We start from the raw sequence: 21,973 nt of genomic DNA, 5'->3' as shown, positions 1-21,973 counted from the left end.
GGAGGCGATCCCGGCGATGGCCTCGGCGCCGAGGTCACTGACGGTGTAGGCGCTGTACTCGATCACGAAGAACACGCCGAGCGTCATCGCGAGCGCGGCCGCGACGCCGAGCCAGACCCATTTGATCGCGTCGCGCCGTTCGGATTTCACCAGGAAAGCGATGAGGATCATCACCACGATCGAGGTTTCCAGGCCTTCGCGCAGACCGATCAGCCCGCTACCGAGCAGCTGAGCGGACAGATCGGGCGTGTCGGCGGCGAGCACGCTCACCGTCGCGTCGGCACCGAGAATCATTCGCCCGTCCTTGTCAGCTTTGGCTAGCCAAAGTTATGTGTGGCTCACCTTAGCAATCTGACCAGCCCAGTGGTACACGTCCGTCGAAGCCCGCCACGCTCGGGCCGAGGACCTCTCCACGCATGGGACGATGGCAGCGACACAGAGTTGTTTGAGGAGAACGGTGCTGGGGGTTCGTTGCCTGCGGGCAGTCGCGGTCGTTGCGGCAACCGGGGTGCTGATGGCTTCCAGCTGCTCCTGGCACCTGGGCACGCCGATCCCGGAGGGCGTGCCGCCTCCGGCCGGAGATCCCGTTCCCGAGGTGGACACTCACGCAGCGGGCAGAGCGGCCGACCAGCTGCATGAATGGGCCGCGGCGCGTGCGCCGGCTCTCGCCATCCCGGTCACCTCACTGGAGGCCTACGCGTATGCGGCCAGGGTCGCGGAAGTGGAGAACCCGGGGTGTCATCTGGCGTGGACGACGCTCGCCGGGATCGGCATGGTCGAAAGCCACCACGGCACCTACCGGGGCGCGACGATCGCTCCCAACGGCGACGTGACGCCACCGATTCGCGGCGTCCGCCTGGACGGCTCCAACGGGAACCTCAAGATCGTCGACGCCGACGCGACGGAGGTGGGCGGCGACTCGGCCTATGCGCGGGCCATGGGCCCGATGCAGTTCATCCCGGAAACGTGGCGACTGTACGGGGTCGACGCCAACAACGACGGCGTCATCAACCCCGACAACATCGATGACGCTGCGCTGTCGGCAGCGGGCTATCTGTGCTGGCGGGGCGGCGACTTGTCCGAGCCGGAGGGGTGGATGAAGGCGCTGCGCGCATACAACCTCTCCGACCAGTACGCCCGTGCGGTGCGCGACTGGGCGACGGCCTATGCCAACGGTCACCCACTGTGACGCACTGAGCGTTGGCACCCCATAGGGTTATTGCGACAAGGATGCCGACACGAACAAGGAGACGCTGTGCCCATCATCGAGCAGGTCGGTGCCCGAGAGATCCTTGACTCCCGCGGCAACCCGACGGTGGAGGTCGAGCTGGCCCTGTCCGACGGGACGTTCGCTCGCGCCGCCGTTCCGTCGGGCGCATCCACCGGTGAGCACGAGGCCGTCGAGCTGCGTGACGGGGGCGCCCGGTACGGCGGCAAGGGGGTGGACAAGGCGGTGAACGCGGTGCTCGACGAGATCGCCCCCGCGGTGATCGGAATGTCGGCCGACGAGCAGCGGCTGGTGGATCAGGCTTTGCTCGACCTGGATGGCACAGCCGACAAGTCGCGGCTGGGCGCCAACGCGATCCTGGGTGTCTCGCTGGCGGTCGCCAAGGCGGCCGCAGATTCCGCTGCGCTGCCGCTGTTCCGGTACATAGGCGGCCCCAATGCGCACATCCTGCCGGTGCCGATGCTCAACATCCTCAACGGTGGCGCGCACGCCGACACCGGCGTCGACGTCCAGGAGTTCATGATCGCCCCGATCGGCGCGCCGAGCTTCAGGGAAGCCTTGCGGTGGGGCGCTGAGGTGTACCACGCGCTGAAATCGGTTCTGAAGAAACAGGGTTTGGCAACCGGTCTCGGCGACGAGGGCGGGTTCGCCCCTGACGTCGCGGGTACCAAAGCGGCGCTGGATCTGATCCTCTCGGCGATCGAAGCCGCCGGCTACAAGCCAGGCGAAGATGTTGCACTCGCTCTCGACGTCGCCGCCACCGAATTCTTCAGCACCGACGGCGGTTACAGCTTCGAGAAGCAAACTCACGACTCCGCGCAGATGACGGAGTTCTACGCAGGACTACTCGATGAGTATCCGCTGGTATCGATCGAAGATCCTCTGTCAGAAGATGATTGGGACGGTTGGATTGCGCTGACGAAAGCGATCGGCGACCGGGTTCAGATTGTCGGCGACGACCTGTTCGTCACCAATCCCGAACGCCTCGAGGAGGGCATCGTCAAGGGCGCGGGCAACGCGCTTCTGGTCAAGGTCAACCAGATCGGCACTCTCACTGAGACGCTGGATGCGGTGGCGCTGGCGCACAGCAGCGGCTACCGCACGATGATGAGCCATCGTAGCGGCGAGACCGAGGACACGACGATTGCCGATCTCGCGGTTGCCGTGGGCAGCGGTCAGATCAAGACCGGCGCACCGGCCCGCAGCGAGCGCGTGGCGAAATACAATCAACTGCTGCGGATCGAAGAGACTCTCGGCGACGCCGCGCGCTATGCCGGCGACTTGGCGTTCCCGCGCCTCTCACTGGAGACCGACTGACCGGTGCCTGACGCGAAGCGGCCGGACCCCAGACGGCGTTCCCCGGGCACCAGGCCCGGAAGGAGCGACGCGGGCAGGGGTCGGCCGCGATCCGCACCGCGACGTGAGCGTGTAGCCGAGGCGCGGGAAAGCGAACCGGCGACCGAGTCGATCACCGAATCGATCAAGGCTGCGGTCGCGCGGCAGTCCGAGCAGCGGCTCGGCCTGACGGCACGCCGAGCGGCGATCCTTGCGGCGGTCGTGTGCGTTCTGACCCTGACGATCGCCGGGCCCGTGCGGACCTACTTCGCGCAACGCACGGAGATGACACAACTGGCGGCCGAAGAAGCCGAAAAGCGGTCGCAGATCAAGCAATTGGAGGAAATGAAGATCAAGCTGTCCGATCCTGCGTACATCGAGTCGCAGGCGCGCGAACGGCTGGGCTTCGTGATGCCCGGCGAGACTCCGTACCAGGTGCAGCTCCCGCCGGGGGCGGGCGGGCCGGCCGGGCAACCGGGCGCGTCGTCACCGAGCACGGCGTCGAGCGATCCGTGGTACACCTCGCTGTGGCATACGATTGCCGACTCTCCGCACAACATTCCGTCGCCCCCGTCGGTGCCCGTACCGGTGCCGCCGCCACCACCGGCACCGCCGTCTCCCGGTGGTTGACCGAGCCGACCTCGACGCCGTCGCAACGCAATTGGGCAGAGAGCCTCGCGGCGTGCTGGCGATCGCCTACCGCTGCCCTAACGGCGAGCCGGGTGTGGTCAAGACGGCGCCGCGGCTGGCCGACGGTACGCCGTTCCCCACGCTGTACTACTTGACCCACCCCACGTTGACGGCGGCAGCCAGCCGGCTGGAATCCTCGGGATTGATGAAGGAGATGACGGCACGACTGGCCGAGGATGCAGAATTGGCCGCGGCCTACCGGCGCGCCCACGAAAGTTATCTCGCCGATCGTGACGCCGTCGAGCCGCTGGATACTCGTGTCACCGGTGGCGGCATGCCCGACCGAGTGAAGTGCCTGCATGTACTGATCGCGCATTCGCTGGCCAAAGGGCGCGGCGTTAATCCATTGGGGGACGAGGCATTGGCGCTGCTCGCCGACGACCCGGCGATGGCCGGAATCCTGGTAAGCGAGGCGTGGAGGTGACGACCGTGCGGGTCGGCGCGATCGACTGCGGGACGAACTCGATCCGGTTGCTGGTCGCCGACGTCGCCGACGGGCGCCTGCATGAGGTGCATCGCGAGATGCGGATCGTTCGGCTCGGCCAAGGTGTCGATGCCACAGGCGAATTCGCCGCGGATGCGATCGCGCGCACGCGTGCCGCGCTGCTCGACTACGCCGCCCTGCTCGCTCGCTTGGAGGTGACCAGGGTGCGAATGGTTGCGACGTCGGCCGCCCGTGACGTGGCCAACCGCGACGAGTTCTTCGCGATGACGTCGGAGGTGCTGGCCGAGGTCGCACCCGGTGCGGTCGCCGAGGTGATCACCGGCGAGGAAGAGGCGGCGTTGTCATTCCGCGGGACCGTAGCCGAATTAGATTGCGCCGAAGCGCCTTTCCTGGTCGTCGACCTCGGCGGCGGCTCGACCGAACTCGTGCTGGGCACTGCCGACGTCGACGCGAGCTTCTCAGCGGACATCGGGTGCGTGCGACTGACCGAACGCTGTCTGCACTCCGACCCGCCCACCGCTACGGAGGTGGCTGCCGCCCGCGAGGTCGTCCGCGAGCGACTGCGTGAGGCGCTGCGGGTGGTCCCAGTTGACCGCGCGCGCACGTGGATCGGAGTGGCGGGCACTATGACCACTCTGTCGGCGCTGGCGCAGAACATGACGACGTACGACCCGGCAGCGATCCACTTGTCGCGCATCGGTTTTCCGGAACTTCTCGAGGTCTGCGACGGCCTGATCGGGATGGCACGCGCGCAGCGCGCAGCGCTGGGCCCGATGCATGAAGGCCGCGTCGACGTCATCGCCGGCGGGGCGATCGTGGTGGAGGAGCTGGTTTATGCGCTACGGCAGCGCGCGGGCATCGACCAGCTGGTCGTCAGCGAGCACGACATCCTGGACGGCATCGCGCTCTCGGTCGGCTAACGCTTGCCGTAGAACCGCTGGCAGCCGGCGCCGTAATTGCCGCAGTGCTGACCGGATTGACACTTCTGGCACCGACAGGTGCAGGGCTTTTCTTCTGGAGCGCTCATGGTTTTATTGGACGCCCATTCGCGCACAAGCTCAAGGGCTTACGGGATGCGGTAAAAGGGGTCGGGCAGCAGAAACGTCTGCTCGGCGTGGCCACCGTCGAGATCCGAGGGTTGGTCGCCGATGTTCGCGACGATCGTGTACCCCTCGGCTTCGATCCCGGCGCGCTGCGGCGCCTTGAAGTCGGCAGCGGACGCATAGTGCGCCCCGGGCGGCGTCATGATCAGGCGGGTGTATCCCGTGTATCCCGCGGCGTGCAGATTCCTCTCGGTGGCCGCGCGCTGAGGCTCGTCGCGACCGGTGATGAAGAAGGCGGCCACGCCGAGGCTTTTCGCCATGTTGTAGGTGTCCAGCGTCGGTTGGATGACCACCGACTGCGCTGTGAGGTCCCACGCCCGCCACGCGCACGCGTCAGGCAGGTTGCATGGTCCGACGATGAAACGCCCGAAGTCGTTGGCCTTGATCACTTCCCAGTTGGACAGCGCCGTTTCGTCGATGTCGAACACGACCGCCGCGCGCGGCGTGGTGGGAACCGTGTTCCCGATCCAGACGATAGCTTGAGCCGCCACCTCGGCGAGGTCGTGTTGGTACTGACCGCTGTCGTGATAGGCGCGCGCCGCGATCTTGGCGTCGCCGACGTTGGCCGGCTCGCCGGTGGTGTCACCGACGGGGTCGGCCACCGCGAAGCCCCCCGGTCCGACGAGCGCGACGAGCACGCCTGCAACCACTGCGCGAACTCGAGCAAGCATGCAGCGAACCCTAGACCCGCAGATGAGCTCTGACCATGCTTTGAGTTCGTGACCGGCGGAAACTCTGTGCGAGTGACGAGTGAGTGAACGAGTAAACAGAATTTCGCCTTGCGAACCGATCGGCTGTGTACGCTGGCGTCGCAAACCTGTGTCGGTGCGGAAGGTCGGACGAAACCGGCTGTCGAAAGACCGGAGGTCATGGTGGATTGCCCGAATTGCTCTGCGTCGCATGTGGAGGCCGCTCGCTTCTGCCACCGGTGTGGAACACCGCTGCACGGCGGGATCGATCGCGCGGACTACTTCGTCGCGATGCCCGACGAGCCCGTACGCGCATCTATTGTCATCAGCACGGTGATGCCGCACCTGTCGGGCGCGCGGATGTACGTGTATCGAGAAATGATCGGCGTGGTGTTGTTGGCGTCGTTGGTGGCGTCGGCGTTCGGCTGGTTCGCGGTTGCGCTGGTGCTCGCGGCGGTGGCGTTGCCCGCGGCGGTGCTGACGTATATCTATGACCACGGCGTCTGGCGCGGAGATCCGATCACCACGATCGGGTTGGGGCTACTTCTTTCGGTGGTGCTGGGCGCGTGTGTCGGCGAGGTGCAGAACTACTTCTATTCAATGCCCGAGGCATCTTCGATAGTTCGTCAGTTCCCGACGACAACGACGCTCCTGGAACTCGGCATTCTCGTGCCGGTGCTGATCTATGTGGCGGTGGTGGTGGCGCCGATCATCGTGACGGCCCGCCCGACGATGCGCAATGCCGTTGACACGGTGGTGATTTCCACTCTCAGCGGTGCCGCGGCGTCACTGGGCTTCACGGTGCTGTCGCAGTGGGGAGCGTTCACCGGCGTCACAGCAGGCGATCCGACTTCGGTCGCGTTCGTCGCGATCAACAACGGGGTTGTCCAGCCGGTCATTTTCGCTGCCGCCGCGGCAGTTTCGGTGATGGCGTTACGCCGGACCGGCACCAGCACCATTGTCGGTGTAGCCGAGGGCCTGGCGCTGGTGGTGATCTACAAGTTGGGGACCACGATGCTTTCCCCGTATGGAGCGCGAGGTGTCGTGCTGACGACAGTGCTGGGCATCGTCGTGGCCGCGGCGGGACTGGTATTGACCAGGGTCGAGTTGCAAAGGGCGTTGATGGCCGAGGCGCAGGAAGCGGTTTCCGGCGGTGCGCTCTTGCGTGCGCCCGCGGGGGACCGGGTCTGCCCGCACTGCTCGGCGACGGTAGGCGGAGGTGCGGCTTTCTGCCAGTCCTGCGGGACGGCGACGGCCGCGTTGGGGTTGCCCGCGGCTGGCAAGACGGTAAGCCACGAGTGATTCATCAGAGACAAGCCACCCTAAGCGAGGTATCACAATGACAACTGCATCCGAACCATCCGCCGATTCCGGCCCCTCGGCGGTGACCTATTCAGAAAGGCACGACACCGACAACCGTTGGGGCCCAATGGTTGTCGTGGCGATCATCGCAGCGATCGCGATAGTGGCTGCCGGAATCACTGCAGGCGTGGTGTTGGCGAACAAGACCAATGTGCCCGAACCGCCGCACCCGTTGATGCCCAATATGACTAAGCCCGTCGCCGCGGCGCCCATGCAGGCCGGACGGTCCGGAGGGATGGGTGTTGAGTTGATGTCAACGCAGGTGCCGTTGGCCAACGGGACGGTGATGGCCGCGGGCGACAGCGTCGACCTCGGAGATGGCATCAAGTTCGACGCAGTGGACGGTTGGAAGGTCGCCAAGAGCAGCAAGGGCTTCGCACTGCTCGTCAATGACTCCTACGGGGCTTCTTTCGCGGTGTCCACAGGCACAGCCAAAGGAAAGGATACCTCGTCGCCGATAAATGCCGCGGATGTGCTGACCGCCGAGATCCAGATGATTACGAAAGATGGCAGCGTAGTCATCGAGAAGATGACGAAAATACAAGGCGGCCAGCTGAACCCGCAGCAGCAAGTGAACTTCGATCAACTCGCTTATATGAACTGGGCCGGCTCAGTGGCGACGCAGAGCGGAACGACCCCGAAGTTCGGCGAAATGGATGTGCTGTTCAACAGCGGCAGTAACAAGAAGGTGACAACTCCTGAGGGGTTCTTTGTGTTTGCCACCTTGGACGCCGCGGACCAGGAAAAGTACGCAACTGCGGGTCCCGACGTGCAGAAGATGTTTGCGCAGCTCGTCGGGGTGCCGCCGACGTCGTAGGCATGCGAGCAGGGGTCCGCTCGCCAGGCGCATACAGTCGAACGTGTTTGGCGGCGGCCCCCATAGCCCAATCGGCAGAGGCAGCGGACTTAAAATCCGCCCAGTGTGGGTTCGAGTCCCACTGGGGGCACGGTAAAAATCATGGTAGAGGCGTTTTCGGGGGCGAATGGATCAGCTGCCTCTTCGGGCAGTCGGGTGCGCACCAAAGGTCGTCCGTTGTGGGCTGTCGGGGTGCCGCGTGGGGGCGGACGATGACGAGGTGCCGGCAAGCGAGCGCCAGTCACCCGACGCTTCGCACGACGACGACGCGTCCCGAGCCCGCCGTGGCGCACCCGGGCACAGCGAAGGACACGCTGAGGGCCAGGCCGAGCTGGCCGCCCAGCTCCCTCGCCCCGACGGAGCCGTGGCGCCGGTCGAGCCCCGCTTCCGCCCCCGAGCCCTCGTCCGCCTCCAATCCATGGCCGGCAACCAAGCCGTCAGCCGCCTCCTCGACCGCCCCCACCTCCCCAAATCCATTCAGCCGCCACGCGGCAGTGAGCCCAGTGCCCCTGCGGTGCAACGTGCCCCGCCGAACCAGTCGGTGAAGCCGCCGCCAGAGCCGAATCAAAGTGTCCAGCCACCGCCCGCGAAGGTGCGGAACAACGGCATTACCTACCAGGGTGAGACGATCTATCCCGAGCAGGACAAGAGCAAGGCCATCCTGAAGAAGCTGCTGCCGCAGAAGGGCGCGAGCATCACGTCGTCGTGGGGCAACTCGATGGTCAAGGCCGACGCCGTCCAGAAGGCGTCATGGCAGGTCGTCGCGGACGACGATTACATCGCGCGCTGTCAATCCTCCATGGATGCCGCCGTCAAGGAGTTTGACGAAGAGAATCGCATCTTCATGGAGAAGTTCGAGACACAGGCCGGGAACCTCACCGATGAATTGCTGATCAACGCCAAGCAGCAGATCGAAAAAGAGCAGCAGAAGCTTGGGATGACCTCGAAGACCGAGAAGGATCTGGACACCGGCACCACCACGACCTACTCCGCGTCCAACAAGGGGTATCTCAACGAGGCAAAAAAGTCAGCTGGTGTGCTTGCAGAGCTCCGCTCGACGGCTGACTACCGGGCCGGCGTCTTCAAAGAGGCGCAGAAGCGATTCCAGCAGACCGCCGCGGCCTTGCCGTCGAACGTCGATCCGAACAATCCGCTCGGGGTAAACACGCCTGGCGGTAAGGGCCCCGCGATCCCTCCGGAGCATGAGGCTGCCAGGCTCTCGTGGCAGGAGGCCCAGGAGGCGTTCGCCAAAAAGGCGAAGGACGAGACGTCCAAGTACCCCTTGCTCGCGCCGCTCGTGGCGGGCGGCGAAGAGACTATCGAGCGTCTGCGGGAGTTCTCCAAGGAATCGACCGAGTGGTCAGCGCAAAACCTCGGCGAGCAGTTCGCGAAGAAACTGGAGAATATCCAGACGGTGCACGACGAGCTCGGGGGACGCTTTTCGATCTGGAAGCAGCCGACCATCATCTCGATGATGCACAAGCAGATGCAGTCCGACGCGGGCCAGCAGAAGATGGTCAGCGACAAAGTCGGCGACGTCAAGGCCAAAGACGAAGACTCGAAGAAGATGTACGCCGCCGTGGCGCTCGGGCTCGGGCTGCTCGCGGCGATCCCGACGGGCGGCACCAGCCTGCTGGCCGGCGTGGCGTTCACCGCCGCCGCGAGCGGCGCGGCGCTGAGCGCCTATACGGCTTATCAGGAGACTCAGGACTTCCTGTTGCAGAGCGCGGCGGCTGACACATCGCTTGACCGGGCGTTCCAGATCTCGACCGACGAGCCGTCGCTGCTGCCTCTGGCCATCGATATCGCGGCCGCGATCCTCGACCTCGGCGCGGCGAAGGCGGCGTTCACGACGCTCAAGGAGGCGATCGCTGTGGCTCGGGCCGCGAAGTCGGTCGAGAAGCTGCCCAGCGTCATCACCGCACTGCACGAGGCGAAGATCTCACCGGGCAAGCAGGGGCAGGTAATCGCCGAGATTTTCCCGGAGGGCGGCAACATCGAGGAGGCGCTCAAGGCGATCAAAGCCGGATTCGAGAGCCTCAATCCAACTACGAAGGGCGACATACTCCTTGCCGAGACCATGACGAGCGTCGCGACGAAAGCGATGGAGGGTGGTCACGTGATCCCGTTCCCGGCATCCAGGGCAGCGGCCGAAGATGTGCTGACGAAGGCGCTCACTGGTCGTGATCTGAAGGGCAAGCCTGTCAAGGAGTGGGTCAGCGCGCTGGTCGAAGAGGCGTTCAATCCCACGAAAGAGGCAAGCCTGGGCGGCTTCTACGAGGAGAATCTCAAGCTCATTTTCATTCGTGGCAACGTCAGCAAGGAAGTTGCCGCCTCCGTCCTCGTCCATGAGACAGTCCACTTTGGACAGGACGCCAAGAACATGCTGGACACGATGAAGACGTTCGAAAAGGAGCTTCAGGCGTTCAAGGCGCAACAATCGTTCCTCAAAATGCTGCCTTCAGAGGTCAAATTGCCACAGGTGTACGCCGAGATCCGAGCGATGACCGATACGGAGCTTAAGCAGTACGTCAAACAGGGGTACAAGACGAAGATGACCAATGTCGATCTTGATGAGATCGAAGGCAAAATCTTCGGCATGTTCTTCGCAGCTGGTAAGGCGATGTAGCGGCCGTCATCGATGGGCCACCGACGCAAGGAATCAACGATGTCGTCTGCTCCCGAATCTGCTCCACCAGGACTCAACCGTTGGGGCCCCACCGTTGTCGTCGCGATAGTGGCGGCAATCGCGTTGGCAGCTGCCGGGATGGCTGCCGCGGTCGGAGTGTCAGGCAAGCCCAAAACGCCTGAGCCGCAGCACCTTTTGATGCAGGACGCCGGGATACCCGTCTCGGTGGCCCCCGTGAACTTCGGGGGGCTCCGCGTCGAGTTGATGTCCACCCAAACGCCTCTGGCGAGTGAGACGTTGCTGGCCGCGGGCGGCAGCGTCGATGTTGGAGACGGGATCACGTTCGACATTCCCGGCGGCTGGAAGATCCTCGGTTACGAAAGGGGTTTTGCGCAAGTCGTAAACCTGTCCAACTCCGCTTCTTTCGCGGTGTGGACCGGCATCGCTACGCCAACGAACCCATCGAAGCCAATAACTGCGGCGGATGTGCTCGCCGTCAAGGTTAAGGATCTTCAGAACGCGTACGGCAGCGGCCTACGCATCGATCAGACGTCGACAGCGCAGCAGGTGGACCTGAAACCCGAGCTTCAAGTCAACTTCGATCAGTCTGCGGCGACGACGTGGACGGGCACGCTGACTACACAGCAGGGAAGCAATCCGAAGGTCGGTGAACTTGCCCTCCTGTTCAACAGCGGCACGAACAGCAAGCTCAAGACCCGGCCGGGATTCTTTGCGTTCGTCGTCACCGAAGCCCCCGACGACCAAAAGTATTCAGCCGCCGCTCCGGACCTGACGAAGATGTATGCGCAGCTATTGGGCGCGTCGGCAACGTCGTAGCCGGTCAGCCTCGAGATTCGTTCTGGTACTGGGCAATTACCTGCGACAGCCGTTCACGTAGGGCAGCCTCAGGCTGATCGCCGTGCGGCGCCGCCTTCAGCGCTGGCGCCAACTTCTGCGCGAGTTTGGGCGGTAGTGCGGCGAGTATCGCCTCGACTGGACCGCGTGGAGGCACCCGACCGATGTGACCGCCCAACCGGACAAGCCCGCCCGCGTCATTGATGACGCCGGTCAAGATCTGTGCCTCGAGCTCTTCCGACCAGTGCGCACGGGGGAGCGGCACCGCGGCGGTCACCCGAGCTTGCATGCTGGAAACTCTGTGGTGAGTGGGTGTCTCGTAATGGTGTGTCGACCACCCGGTATCTGTACGCAGCCACAGGTGTTTGCACGCCCCGACGGCCGGAGGGCCGTACGCGACCACGAATATCGACGAGCCCGGCGCGGTGTACGAGACCGTCCACGTAAAGGTGTCGGGAACTCCAATCCGTAATCCCGACAGCGTCTTCTGAGACTCCCCGGGGTCGATCGCAAGGGGTTCGCTTTTGTAGAACACAGTTCCGGGAGCGCCCTTAACCCCATCGTTCGCCCGGAATCTCACAGTGGCCTTGATGCCTGGGCCCGGGCCGGCGACGCTGTACCCGAAGAGAAACCCGGTGACGATCCGTGCCGTGCCGGCAAGAGTGATCTGGTTCCCGATCTCCTGGGCAAGACCGGGGGCAACTCCGGGTTGCACGCCAAGAGCTTCGGTCGTGTTGTCATACACGATCTGCGCAACCGGGGACGTCATGGGACGTCCACCTTCATGGCCATGGTTGAGCAGCTTATCGCCTCGAACCGGGCAGCCCGAGGACTTGCATCGATTTCTGCTCCTGGGCTGTTGGATTCGCCGGAACCACGACCCTCCTGCAGATCTCGGCACGTGTCACGCCCCGTCACCTCGCGCGACTAGTGTCGGTTCGAATCCGATTGGAAGCAACGACGCGGAGGACCTCATGCTGCCGGTGATCAGCCCTTGGGTTTGGCGCAGAGGGGGTCACGGGGATCGGGGTGGTCTTTGCAGTGTTCTTCGAGGCCTTTCTTGATGCTGGTCCTCATCTCTTCTTGCTCGTGCTCTTGTGCGCATGAGCTTCCATACAGGGCGATGGCGACGACTGCCACGATGATGCCTCGAATTGCTTGAGCAGGAATGAACTTCAATTCCCAGCCCCTTTCCTGTGAATTAGGTGACAGGATGCTGAGTCCCGTCGTGCGCTGTCTCCCCAAACTCGTCCGACGCTCGTACAACGGGTCAACGCGATGAGCGAATCGCGGCTGTGGTCATGACGCTGGCAAGTAACGTCATCGCCATGGCCGCAGATTTTGACGAACTCGACGCCAAGATCCAGGACGGGATGAACTCCCACGCAATACCGGGTGTGGCGGTCGCTGTCGTGGCCGATGGGCAGGAATACATCAAGGGCTACGGCGTCACAAACGTCGACCATCCTGTCCCCGTCGACGGCGACACTGTCTTTCGAATCGGCTCCACGACAAAGACATTCACGGGCACAGCGGCGATGCGACTCGTCGACCAAGGGCGGCTCGAGTTGGACGCGCCGGTGCAGCGCTACCTGCCTGACTTCGCCGTCTCCGACCCGAAAGCGAGCGCCGAGGTGACGGTCCGGCACGTGCTCAACCACACCCCAGGTTGGCTGGGCGACAACCTGCAGGACTTCGGGCGTGGCGACGATGCGCTCGCTGAGTACGTCGCGTCGATGGCGCTGCTGCCGCAACTCACCGCGCCCGGGTCTGTATTCGCGTACAACAACGCCGCTTTGGTCGTCGCCGGGCGCATCATCGAGGTCGTCACCGGGTCAACCTACGAAGACGCGGTGCGAGAGCTGGTGATCGACCCGCTCGAGTTGGGGCACACGCGGTTCTTCTCCGACGAGATCATCGGCTTCAACATCGCCGCCGCTCACAAGGTGACCGACGGCAAGCCCGTCGTCGACAACGCGGCGTGGGAATTTCCGCGCAGCTGCAATCCCACTGGCGCGTTGATGTCTAGCGCGCGTGATCAATTGCGGTACGCGGGGTTTCATCTCGGCGACGGAACCGCGACCGACGGAACCCGATTATTGAGCCGCGACGCGCTGGTGGCGATGCGATCCAACCCGGGTCCCGGCGGCACACTGCAGATTGAACTCACGGGCATCGGAATCACGTGGATGCTTCGTCCGTCGGCCGAAGGTCCGACGGTCGCGCAGCACGGCGGCACATGGCAGGGACAACAATCCGGTTTTTTCATGGTGCCCGACCGCGGCTTCGCGATGACCGTGCTCACCAACTCCGACGGCGGGGCGCATCTTCTGGCCGAGCTGTTCGCCGACGACTGGTCGCTGCGCCGATTCGCAGGCGTCAGCAATCCGCCCGCGACGCCTGCGAACCTTAGCGCGTCAGACCTGTCCGAATTCGAAGGGCGTTATATGACCTCGGTCATCGCTCCGGACGGAAAGACGCTGGAGAGCACGATCGAATTGCACACCGATGACGGCCGACTCGACGGCACCATCACCACCTGCGACCCTTCGTCCGACGCCGAGCCCCTGGAGAACAACCGAGTCGGGTTCGCTTTCTACCGGCCGGATTTCGCGCTCGACATCGGTCAGGACGGAAAGCCCAGCGGCACCCGCTCGGACTTCGTCCGCAATCCAGACGGCGCGATCGCGTGGCTGCGCAACAGCGGGCGGTTGTTCAGCCGCCAGTGATTCACGAAAACACCATAGACTCTCCGTAGTGCGATGAGGAGAAGGACTGATCCCGTTGGCACGTCGCCTTGTTACTCGATTACCTCGAACGGGTCAGAGTCGCCGATCGGCTTTCGCAGTTCGGTGATTTCGTCCTCGAGCGACGCCGACGCGTCGCGGGGCCATGTGTAGGTCGAGTCCCGGTCCTGACGAAGCCGCTCCCACAGGTTGATGCGTAGCGCTCGCGCGAATGAGACCTTGGGGAAGCCGAGCGAGGTTCCGTCCACCTTGCTCGTGAACCCAACGCCGAACTCGCCCTCGGCGAAAAGGCCGACGCTGGTGAGCGACGGCTGCCAGAAGTTGGCCGAGCCGATGACGACGAACGCGTCGTCGGTGTGGTCGTCGAAGATCCATGTCTTGGAGTGCACGAACTTCTTGTCGTTAGGCACCTGCAGCAGAACCGCAGGGTTGGTCCCACCTTTCAGCATCTGGACAAGCGTGTCGCGCAGAGAAGGGTTAGGCGGCCCGACCGACCTTTTGTTGGTGACGACCACCAATTTCACACCGCGGCTGATGGCATCTTGCAGCAGATGTTCCAACGTGTCAGGAACGTCGGGCACATCCGAGCGCAATCTCGGCGACGATCCACCGGCAGGGTTGGCTCTGTTCGGGGCAGGCCCCATCGTCTGGAAGAACTGCTCCTCGATATAGATGGACTTGGTCGCGCCGGCGATGGCCCGGGACAGCAGGCAGTAATAGGTGTGCTCGCCGTCCTTGGCGTAGGTGCGTTTCCAGTTCGTCGTGTCCGCGGGGAAGGGCGGGTAGGTGCGGACAAACTGCACTTTATGGGCGTCTCCCGTCCCTTGCGGTATTGACTTCTGCGTCGAACTGAGCCCGCCTAGCGGCGGATTTATCGATTCCCAACGCTCCTCCAGCGTTTTGCGCCCCAAATGTGCTCCCGCACCGATGATTTCGGCGTGCACGTCGAACCAGCCCGGGTCCTTTCGCCTGCCCAGTGTGACGTCCATACCCCCGACGAACAGGTGCGTGGTCTTCTCGAGCTTGATGAACGCGGCCTTCTGGTGCTGCGACGTGTCGGGATGCAGCTGGTCGTCGATCACCGCTTCGGGGACCTTCTCCTTCTTCGCGTCGGCCACCTCTTGAGCGTTGTCGCTCCACGAATGTGAGCGTGTCAACATCAGGCGAACACGCGCCTGTCGCCCGAGCGCTCCCTGCATGAAGGTGATCGGCTGTTGAATCTGGCCGAACTTCTGAGTCATCACCATGAACACGCTGAAAGCCCAACCGGCCAGGAACACTTCGTCGTTGTCCTTGGCTTGCGACATCAGCCCGGCGAGGCGGTCGTAGTACGCCTGGTAGTCGGTATAGACCTTGATGTCCGCGGTCGTCATCGTCTGAAAGCACCATTCGTCGGACGAGCCGGGACCTCCGGCGGGCAGGAACCAATCGGTCAAACCTGCCGTCCCGTCTTGGGGTCGTAGGCAACCTCGACCGGCACCACCTGGTCGGTCGGAAGCACCTCCACCCACTGGTCGAACACCTCGAAGTCCTCGGTTCCCTGCGTCGCGCGAAAGCCGCCGTCGAGGGGATAGAACCCGTGCTCGTAGACCTTGTCGATCGGTGTGGCCGAGACCCGGTTGTCGTCGTCGATCTCTTCGGTCGGATAACGGCCCACCTTCACAGAGTCGTTGTGCTTCTTGGCCACAACGTCACACAAATGGTTGATCGCGTCACGCACCGTGGCCGATTGACCGGCATGGGGAATCTGGGCGAGCTCGTCGGCCGGCGCCACATACTGATCATCCAGGCCGTCGGTGCCCTCGACATGAAGGCGCTGCAGCCAGTTCATCGCCGCGCGTTCCTTCCCCGGGCGAACGGGTATCACCGCTTTCACCCACGGCGCGTTGAGGAATGCGTTGCGCAGGTTGTCGCCGTCGAGCTGAAGCAGCCAGCCCAGCGACGCGCCCAGCTTGGCGGGATGGGACTCCTCGGTGATGTAGTAGTCGTCGACGCGGTTATCGGCGCCTCCCCACGTCACGGTGTCCATGGACGCGATCTGGGCGTTCTGGCTCACCGTGGCCGCACTGCTGATCACGTTCTTGACTGCCTCGGACTTCAGCTCGCCGAAGATCGAGCCCGACGCCGCGGCGTGCAATGCCGGCGATGCGGAGACGTCGGACGGCGTCCGCAGGCCGCCCAGCGACTGGTGGCTGTGGTGCAGGCGAGGACGCCACCATTCCGGCGCCACGAAATACAGCATCTTGTCGACATCGAAGATCGTGTTGAGCAGCTCAGAGACGACGTGCCGGGTGCGGTCGTCGGGCATCGGCAGGTCCTTGGTCAGCATCTCCTGAATCAGGTTGCGGTAGACGATAATTCGTTCCTCTTCGCGAAGGTCTTCGAACGGGCGGGGCTCGATGTTGCTGGCCTTGTTGATCCGGTCGCGGGCCGCTTCGACGAACGCCTTCTCGAATTCAAGGCGGGTCGCCTCGTTGAACTTGTCGGTCGCCGCCGTGTTCTTCGCGTTGACGTCGTCGAGCGTGGCCTGTGTCGGCTGCCAGGTGACCTTGGCGGTCACCCGCAGCGGCGAGACGCTGCGGAAGTTCACGTGCTCGAGGTGGATGCCGAAGGAGATGTTGCCGGGCGAGTCCTCGACCAGCTGACGAACCGAGATGTCGATGTCGTTGCCGCCGTAGTCGAAGTCGATGATGCCCTTGTCCACCTTGCCGTCCGGGCCGAACTCGTAGCCCGGCTGGTCGCACACGGCGATGAAGCCGTCGAAGTCAGCCTTGATGCGCTCGGGGTCGCCCTCGTTCGTGTCGAGGTTGACCTCCCTGCCGTCCTTGTACGCCTCGTCCATGTCGTCTTCGGGGATCGTGTCCTCGGTCATCGGCACAAACGGGATGTCGATCGGATGCTCGGTCACGAACGGCGTCGGCATCGGTATGGCCTCTGGCGGTGGAATGCTGCTCAGCTCCGGATCCTTGGCCAGATGCACGAGTTTGGCGATGCCGAGCTGGCGGCCGGGATCGTCGACGTAGGTCTGCCAGCACAGGTACGTGCCGATGTCCTGGACCTGGACGCCGACCTGACGCATCTTGCGGCGCAGTTCGTAGTTGATGAGCTTGTCGGTCTGGTTGGCGAGAACGTAACGGCGGCTTGACGTGTCGGTGGTCTCGGTCACCGTGCGAAACGTCGTCTTGTAGTTCTTGCGGATCTCCGTGGACAGCTTCTCGGTCTGCTCCCGCATGCGCTTGTGGGTGACTTCGCGCGCCGTTGACTGCGTCTTGCCGATGTCGATTTTGGCCGACGCGCTCGCGCTGCCCCCGATCCAGCTCTGGTTCGCGGTCGTGTCGACTCCGAACTTGGTGTCTGACTTGTTGTCGGTTTTGACGGCGTCGGAGAGCTCGTCCTGCTCGGTGGTCGACTTCTCGGACTTGACGACGGTCTCGGTCGAGCTCTCCGTCGTTCGCTCCTCGAGCGTTTTGCGAGTGCTGATCTCGACGAGTTCCACCGTCGAGCCGGGGCTCATCCACACATGGCCCACGGGCGGTCCCAGGAACGTGTCGAATTCGAAGAAGTACTGACGGAACAGGTGAACGATCCCCAAGGGGGACAGGCTTACTCGATCCAAGTCGCGAAAAGGGTCCATGTAATCGAGCGGGTCGCGGAACTTGAGCAGCGCCAACAGCCGGGCAAGGCTCTTGTCCGGGCGGTAGAACAGGTTCTTGAGTTCGTCGAAGTGCTGGTTCGCCTTGAGGTACATGATGAAGCCGGCGACTGCTGATTCGCGGTTCAACTGGTCTGCCACCATGTGGGTGACCGCCTCGGGCCGCCGACCGGACTCGGTGCCCCTCGCGTCACGGCTCAGTGCCGCCGTGTGCCACTGCTGCGTTCTCGGAATCACCACCTTGTCCAGGGTCTTCTGGATTTCGGCCGGGACAATGGCGCGGTCCCACACGGACGGCTCGTAGTCGGCCAGGGAGGGCAACGATTTTGCGATGCTCTCCATCACAAAGCTGCCCCCGAAACGTTTCTCGGATGCGTGTAGCTGCGCCGGCTTGAGATTGGCGATGTGAGCCAGGGGCTTTCGTTCATCGAGCGTGAGCTCGAACTGGCTCTTGAACTTCTTGTACAGCGACCCGAAGGCAACTGCCTTGTCGACGGCAAAGCCCCTGTCCCATCGGCTAGCCATGCGCTTGGCGCGCCATCCCAGCATCGGCTGGTACACACCGAAGATCTCGCTGGCGTAAGGAAGGATGTTCGCGTACGAGGAGAAGTCCGTGATCCTTTTCATGACGAAGATGGTAGTTAGCTGTGACTGAGCTGAGTGGCCTTTTCGATGATGGAGTGCCATGTCATCTGCCCGAAAGGGCAAGTTTCTCTTCCCTTTCGGGTGTCCTGACGCCCCGCTGATCCCTCGGCGGGGGCTCGTAGAGTCATGCGATGGCGCCAGGGCGACTGGCGGGGCGAGCACGCGGCCGGCCTCGGGTCCGTCGCGACGCTCACGACGATCGGCAGTCGGAAGCAGACGAGTACGCCGCACTTGCGCCCGCGATCGGCGTCCACAATCCCGCCGCGATGTCGGCCGGCCACGTCATCGCGCTTCAGCAAGCCATGGGCAACAAGGCGGTCGCGCAACTTCTTTCGATTCAGCGTGACAACACGAGCGACCTGACCGAGCACGCCGCCGAGCACGTCAACGTCATCGACTCCGTGCATGAACTACGGCGGGCGATCGATCAGACGGAGGAAAACGAAAAAGACCACACCCGCAAGGTGGAATTCAAGATCGTCGAGAGGGTGCTGACAAACCTGGCGCCGAGCCAGATCGCTGCCATCAAAGCGGAGTATCTCAAAGAGACCAAACACGACCTCGTCGAGGATCTCTTTAGTACGAGGGAATACACCGAGTACGTGAAGCCGAAGCCCAACATCAAGCCCAAGCTGGGCTTCCACAGAGATGACGAGGATGAGGAACCGACGGTGCGGCACTTCGTCGTGCGAACGACCCTGACCCAGACCGAACGCGCCCGGTTGCGCGCGCTGCTCGCCGGCACCGCGTTGGAGCCGACGGGCGCGACGTCTGCTGCCGCGGCGGCGGGTGAGGTGCCGGTCACCGAGATGTCGACGCAACTTCCGGGCGACCAAAGGGAGACCGACGCCTCGGGCAAGTCCTACTGGGTTAGGAGGCCGGATGACGCCAAGACACAGAAGCTGAAATCGTTGCCGGACAAGGACGCTCCGCCTGGCACACTGTCCGAGGCGGCGTTGGTTGTCCGCCGCAACCGGGCCGCCGCCGACGCGGCCGAGCTGAAGCTGTTGCTGGAGGCTAAGGACGAGCCGAGCACCCAACGGATCATGCAGGTCTTGCGCAAGAGCGCGGCATCCAACGACTTCATCTCGGAGATGTACAAGAAGCTTTTTAACACCGAGCTGGAGACCGAGCTGGTGGCGCTCAACGACCGCAAACTCCTCGGCATCGGCTACCAGGACGGCGATCGGGCGCTGGCGCTGCGCTACGGCATCTGGGACCGCGCCGACGCGCTCGCGCTTCTGGGGATGTCTCGCTCAATCAACGCGCTCGATAAGGCGGTGGGGTCCGACAGGTTGCGTGCCGCGGAAAAGCTGACGGCGTTGTCAGGCGTGAAGGCGCCGTTCGTCCTCGGTGATCTCGCCAAGGTGCGTACCAAGCTTCGCACGCAGATGGAGCGGCTGCTCGCCACTATCGGGTCGGAGGCGGCCGCTGAGACCGGAGGCGGCCGGGCCGCGATGGCTGTCCGACTGCAGACGCTGATGGCGATCAACGTCTCAGGCGACAACCTGCCTCCGCTCAATCTGGAAACCGCAATGGCGGGAATGCTTCCGCCCGCAGATCTGGCGGTCGTCAAGGCGATGGTCGCCGGCGAGCCGGTGGACGAGGCTGTGGCGCGGCTGACACGGGCGGGCGAAGGCGGCATCCTCAACCCGAAGGAGGTCTCCGATGTTCTTCGCGGGCTTCGCGCCAAGGCCGAGGCAGAGGTTCGCCATGAAGCGAAGGCGGAAACGGAGACGCTGAAGGCGGCGAACGTTCCCGCCGAGCAGGTGATGTCGGCACTCGAGCTGATCCAAGAGAAGGCCACGGCCGAGATCGACACGCGCGCAGAGCGCTACATCAATTCGACAATCGCTCGTTTCGACCAACAAGCCGACGCGAAGGGGCCCGGCCACGCGCATTTCAAGGCACTCGTCGACGGAGCGATGCACCAGCGGGACAAGACCCTTATCGACCAGCTCATCGCGGAGGGCGGTAAGCCCAAGCCGGTCGACGAACTCGTCTACGCGATGAATGCGGACAAGCCGGACCTCATCGCGGCCGCGTCGATACTTCGGGCGCTGCCGGTTCCGGCGCGGCGCGCCGTGGTCGCACAGTACGACGCGCTTCAGAGCCAAAGCCCCTCCGGACGCCCGCTTGCCGAGCAGGTCGCCGGAGCGCCCACCATGCGGGGCGCATATCGCGGACCCGGCAAGGTCCCGACGGGAGGGCACGAAAGGCGCACCGACGAGGAAGCCGCAGTCGCCGAACTGATCAACGCGCCGGAGCCCGGCGGCGAATCCGAACTCAGCTGGACGTTCAAGTGGACGCGCGACACGTACGACCGCGCGATCGCCGAGGGCGGCATGGCCGGCAGGCTCGGCGACACCACCGTCGGCGGCGTGCGCGAAGTCCGTCAGATCCTCGACGACAGCGCAGACCAGCTTCTCGATGCGATGAACGAGTTCCGCAACGCCACAACGCAAGACGCAAAGATTGCCGCGCTGCTCAAGGCGCGCGACGCGCGGGCCGCGATGTCGGTGGACAAAACCGCGTACGTCGCCGCCACCGACGCGTTGCGCGCTTCGATCGCCAACGCGGTGGCGATCGCCGTCGACATCGCGCTCACGTTTGCGGTTCCGGGTGTCGGTGGCGTCGTGGCGCACGCGGTAATGTCGCTGGCCGTCAACATCGCCACCAAAGTGGCGATCCTTGGCGATCAGTACAACAGCGAAATGCTCACCGGCGATATCGTCGGCGCCGTCGTCGGCATGGGCTTCGGCGCGCCAAGCAAGCTCGTCGGTGAGGGGGCCGCGAAGATTGTGGGACGCCGGCTGGCAAGCGCGGCAGGCGAACTCGGATACGTCATCTCCCCCGAACTGAAAGCGTTTGCCGCCGCAGCCACTAGAATCGCCGGTCAGGCCGCGGAGACGGCGGGCAGCACGGCCGCCACCAATGTGGCGCTGGGCAAGGATGCGACCGAGGGAATGGCCATCGCGTTCGTCGTCGCCGGCGTCAAGCTGCACATGATCCCGTTGATCAAAGGCGCCGCCAAGGCGGGAACACCAAGCAGCACACCAGATCCCGACGACCCCACCGCCGGCTCGCCGCGCGCGGGCTCACCGGACGAGGAAACAATTCGCATCGACGACGAGGACATCATCGAGGAAACCCCGATGGCGCTGCCCGAGCCGGGCTCGACAACGAAGGTCGGGCCTGCCCCCACACCGGCCACCAAACGGGCCGTCGGGCAGTCGAAAATATTGGGAGACAATGAGGTTGAGGCCTGGCGCGAATACAAGAAGTGGCGCACCGACGACCCTTCGCGCGAGGTCGCGTTGATGTACAACCACGCGGAGAAGAAGTGGGCCGTGGTGCAGGGGTCGTCCGACGCGGTCGATCCGATCGCGGCGGCCAAGGCGTTAGGCTGGGATCCGAAAGAGACGATGGTCCTAGGGCGCCACAGCCATCCGCCGGACAAGTCAGGAGTGACCGAGGCGGAGAGCCTGCAGCCCAGCGGACGCCAGCGCGACCTAGACCTGATCAAGGGCGACGCCAACAAGGTCGACAGCGGCGACGGCGTGCACTGGAGCGCCATCGACGTCACCACACAGCACGGCACCGACTCGGTGTATGTGTTCTACGACCGCAAGACAGGCACGTTCACCGTTCGCTCGCCCAACCCGTCAGCGGGACCTGGCCAATACGAATGGAATTCGTTCCCCAACATCACCTACTTCCACGCATGGTACAAGAAC

Annotated in this window: 16 protein-coding genes and 1 tRNA gene; 12 read left to right on the top strand and 5 right to left on the bottom strand. The window is 64.0% G+C overall.

Going from position 1 to position 21,973, the window contains the following annotated elements:
- A partial coding sequence (locus QOH60_RS13505; RefSeq protein WP_526421066.1) for an FTR1 family protein occupies positions 1-294 on the bottom strand: 294 nt, incomplete at its 3' end.
- Positions 295-514: 220 nt separating this feature from the next.
- Between QOH60_RS13505 and QOH60_RS13500 the strand changes: the two genes are divergently transcribed.
- The 5 genes from QOH60_RS13500 (at position 515) to QOH60_RS13480 (ending at position 4,618) form a co-directional block, all read left to right on the top strand.
- A complete protein-coding gene (locus QOH60_RS13500; RefSeq protein ID WP_526421070.1) occupies positions 515-1,189 on the top strand; it encodes a lytic transglycosylase domain-containing protein in 675 nt (224 codons plus the stop codon).
- Positions 1,190-1,255: 66 nt separating this feature from the next.
- Complete coding sequence (gene eno, locus QOH60_RS13495; protein ID WP_526421064.1) at positions 1,256-2,545, top strand: phosphopyruvate hydratase; 1,290 nt, start codon at positions 1,256-1,258, stop codon at positions 2,543-2,545.
- Positions 2,546-2,548: 3 nt separating this feature from the next.
- A complete protein-coding gene (locus QOH60_RS13490; RefSeq protein ID WP_526421062.1) occupies positions 2,549-3,193 on the top strand; it encodes an FtsB family cell division protein in 645 nt (214 codons plus the stop codon).
- The gene (locus QOH60_RS13485; protein ID WP_526421060.1) at positions 3,186-3,677 is read left to right on the top strand and encodes a DUF501 domain-containing protein; all 492 of its coding nucleotides are present in this window, start codon (positions 3,186-3,188) and stop codon (positions 3,675-3,677) included. The genes QOH60_RS13490 and QOH60_RS13485 overlap by 8 nt, the downstream gene beginning before the upstream one ends.
- A gap of 5 nt (positions 3,678-3,682) precedes the next feature.
- Positions 3,683-4,618 (top strand): Ppx/GppA phosphatase family protein, encoded by a 936-nt coding sequence (locus QOH60_RS13480; RefSeq protein ID WP_526421068.1) that lies wholly within the window; start codon positions 3,683-3,685, stop codon positions 4,616-4,618.
- A 146-nt stretch (positions 4,619-4,764) separates the two neighbouring features.
- Here QOH60_RS13480 and QOH60_RS13475 read toward each other — a convergent pair whose 3' ends face one another.
- Entirely contained in the window at positions 4,765-5,472 is a 708-nt protein-coding gene (locus QOH60_RS13475) for an HAD family acid phosphatase (protein ID WP_526421058.1), read from the bottom strand.
- Between the two features lie 231 nt (positions 5,473-5,703).
- On the opposite strand from QOH60_RS13475, the gene QOH60_RS13470 reads away from it, so the two are divergent.
- From QOH60_RS13470 to QOH60_RS13450, 5 genes are all read left to right on the top strand, one after another.
- On the top strand, positions 5,704-6,792 hold the full coding sequence (locus tag QOH60_RS13470; protein WP_526421056.1) for a zinc ribbon domain-containing protein: 1,089 nt from the start codon (positions 5,704-5,706) through the stop codon (positions 6,790-6,792).
- A 37-nt stretch (positions 6,793-6,829) separates the two neighbouring features.
- A complete protein-coding gene (locus QOH60_RS13465; protein WP_526421054.1) occupies positions 6,830-7,669 on the top strand; it encodes a hypothetical protein in 840 nt (279 codons plus the stop codon).
- Positions 7,670-7,725: 56 nt separating this feature from the next.
- A tRNA-Leu gene (locus QOH60_RS13460) sits at positions 7,726-7,799 on the top strand.
- Between the two features lie 273 nt (positions 7,800-8,072).
- Positions 8,073-10,337, top strand: coding sequence for a hypothetical protein (locus QOH60_RS13455; protein ID WP_526421052.1), 2,265 nt, complete (start codon positions 8,073-8,075; stop codon positions 10,335-10,337).
- A 39-nt stretch (positions 10,338-10,376) separates the two neighbouring features.
- Positions 10,377-11,174: a hypothetical protein gene (locus QOH60_RS13450; RefSeq protein ID WP_526421050.1), complete on the top strand. Its 798-nt coding sequence runs from the start codon at positions 10,377-10,379 to the stop codon at positions 11,172-11,174.
- A 4-nt stretch (positions 11,175-11,178) separates the two neighbouring features.
- On the opposite strand, the gene QOH60_RS13445 is transcribed toward QOH60_RS13450, so the two are convergent.
- Positions 11,179-11,961 (bottom strand): hypothetical protein, encoded by a 783-nt coding sequence (locus QOH60_RS13445; protein ID WP_526421048.1) that lies wholly within the window; start codon positions 11,959-11,961, stop codon positions 11,179-11,181.
- Between the two features lie 532 nt (positions 11,962-12,493).
- On the opposite strand from QOH60_RS13445, the gene QOH60_RS13440 reads away from it, so the two are divergent.
- Positions 12,494-13,921 (top strand): serine hydrolase domain-containing protein, encoded by a 1,428-nt coding sequence (locus QOH60_RS13440; RefSeq protein ID WP_526421046.1) that lies wholly within the window; start codon positions 12,494-12,496, stop codon positions 13,919-13,921.
- Positions 13,922-13,992: 71 nt separating this feature from the next.
- Here QOH60_RS13440 and QOH60_RS13435 read toward each other — a convergent pair whose 3' ends face one another.
- Entirely contained in the window at positions 13,993-15,312 is a 1,320-nt protein-coding gene (locus QOH60_RS13435) for a phospholipase D-like domain-containing protein (protein ID WP_526421043.1), read from the bottom strand.
- Positions 15,313-15,371: 59 nt separating this feature from the next.
- Positions 15,372-18,218, bottom strand: a complete 2,847-nt coding sequence (locus tag QOH60_RS13430; RefSeq protein WP_526421041.1) for a hypothetical protein — start codon at positions 18,216-18,218, stop codon at positions 15,372-15,374.
- Between the two features lie 149 nt (positions 18,219-18,367).
- Here QOH60_RS13430 and QOH60_RS13425 point away from each other — a divergent pair.
- On the top strand, positions 18,368-21,973 hold a 3,606-nt coding region (locus tag QOH60_RS13425), incomplete at its 3' end, for a hypothetical protein (RefSeq protein WP_526421039.1).

The organism is Mycobacterium sp., from assembly GCF_032159765.1.
Lineage (GTDB): Bacteria > Actinomycetota > Actinomycetes > Mycobacteriales > Mycobacteriaceae > Mycobacterium.
Note: the sequence above shows the minus strand (reverse complement) of the source record. Positions and strands in the feature narration are given on the sequence as shown.